Origin of the sequence: Bartonella vinsonii subsp. berkhoffii ATCC 51672 (assembly GCF_902825225.1) — a bacterium.
Lineage (GTDB): Bacteria > Pseudomonadota > Alphaproteobacteria > Rhizobiales > Rhizobiaceae > Bartonella > Bartonella berkhoffii.
This window is the reverse complement of the sequence record NZ_CADEAK010000053.1, coordinates 1-1488: the sequence shown is the minus strand read 5'-3', so window position 1 is coordinate 1488 and position 1488 is coordinate 1. Positions and strand designations below refer to the sequence as shown.

Here is a 1488-nt window from a genome sequence, read left to right as displayed (position 1 = left end):
TGATCACCGCCACAACAGCAGCAATGAGCGCCCCTATTGGAGTAAAAACAGCGCCAACAACAGAGGCAATGCCAGCGGCAATCACTTCTATCACTGTACCTATCCAACCAAAAGTAGCAACGAATGCAGAGCCAGAGACCATAAGCCCCCGAAAGCCAGCCACTAAAAGAGTTATCGGTCGTAAAAGACGCAGTGCACTCCCACCAAGACTTGCCGCCATTATTCCCATTGAGCGCCCTGATGCGATTAAACCTCGCCAACTTATTGTGAGGGCACGACTGAGCGTTCTAAGCTTAACAAAAGAAGTCATGAGTTGAAGAAGCCCAAGGCGTGTACCAGCCATGGTAAAGCGCAACACGCGCAAAGTGATGTTAAAAGTCATCAGGGCGGCAATGGTTTTGATGATGGCACTTGTTAAAGCGGGATGGGCATTGGCCCATGCCATAAGTCCATTGGTAAAATTGCCAACACTTTCCATCAAACTGTTGACAGGAGGCAAGAGCACTTCACCAATGGTAATGCCCAAAGCGACGATACGGTTTTGCAAAAGTTCAAACTGTCTGATGGCACCGGTTGCTTGTTTGTCCGCCTCTTGCTCTACAGAGCCTTTAAAGACTTGCGGATCCTCCACATATTTTAAAGCTTGCCCTAACAATTCTGGATTACCAACCAATTTGGCAAAATCACCGGTAAAATCGCGCCCAGCAATGGCAATCAGCGAACGCATGCCCTGTTCTGATTTGGCTAAAACATCAAAAAAGCGCACCAAAGTACCAGTGGCATCTTTATCCAGATCTTCCATGAATTTTTGACGGGAAAGACCGATATTGGTGAAAGCGTCTTCAATATGTTTGCCCCCTGCCTGAATGCGCGCACTCATGGCATTAAAACCACGCGCTGCACTCTCAGGGACAATACCCGCAGAAATCATTGCTGTACCAAACGCCGCTGTTTCGCGTGCGGTGAGTTTAAACATGGTTGCCGCACCGGTGGCACGATTGGTAAAATCAGACACTTCACTGGCTTTTGCCGCCATATGGTTGGAGAGATGATTGATAGCATCGCCTAAATCTTCAATGCCCGCTTGATTAAGCTTGAAGACATTGCGCAATTTGGCAAAGCGCTCCCCAATCTGATCCCCCGTCATATCAAATGCTACAGCTGCCTTTGCGGCATAAACACTAAAGGCTTCCAAATCTTGTTCGCCAATCCCTGCTTGGCTAGCACTGGTCATCAGTTCCAAAACTTCACGTGCTGCGAGCGGAATTTTGGTGGAGGTTTCCAAAGCAAAACGGCGTAATTCTTTTAAGCGATGAAACGGCGCATCAAGAACCTTTTCCAATCCCTTCATTGATTGGTCAAATTGCATAGCTTTATAGAGGGGAGCAATTAAGGTTGCGGTTTGGGCAATGGCACCCACCATGCGTCCACGCGCTTGGTTGAAAGCATTTTCCGCATTTTTGGTCGCATCCTCAAGATGTTCAGGGT

1 protein-coding gene is annotated in these 1488 nt (G+C 48.0%); it reads right to left on the bottom strand.

The window, feature by feature from the left end:
• Positions 1–1488: phage tail tape measure protein (locus J7R10_RS08080; RefSeq protein WP_208436426.1), on the bottom strand; the 1488-nt coding region annotated here is incomplete at both ends.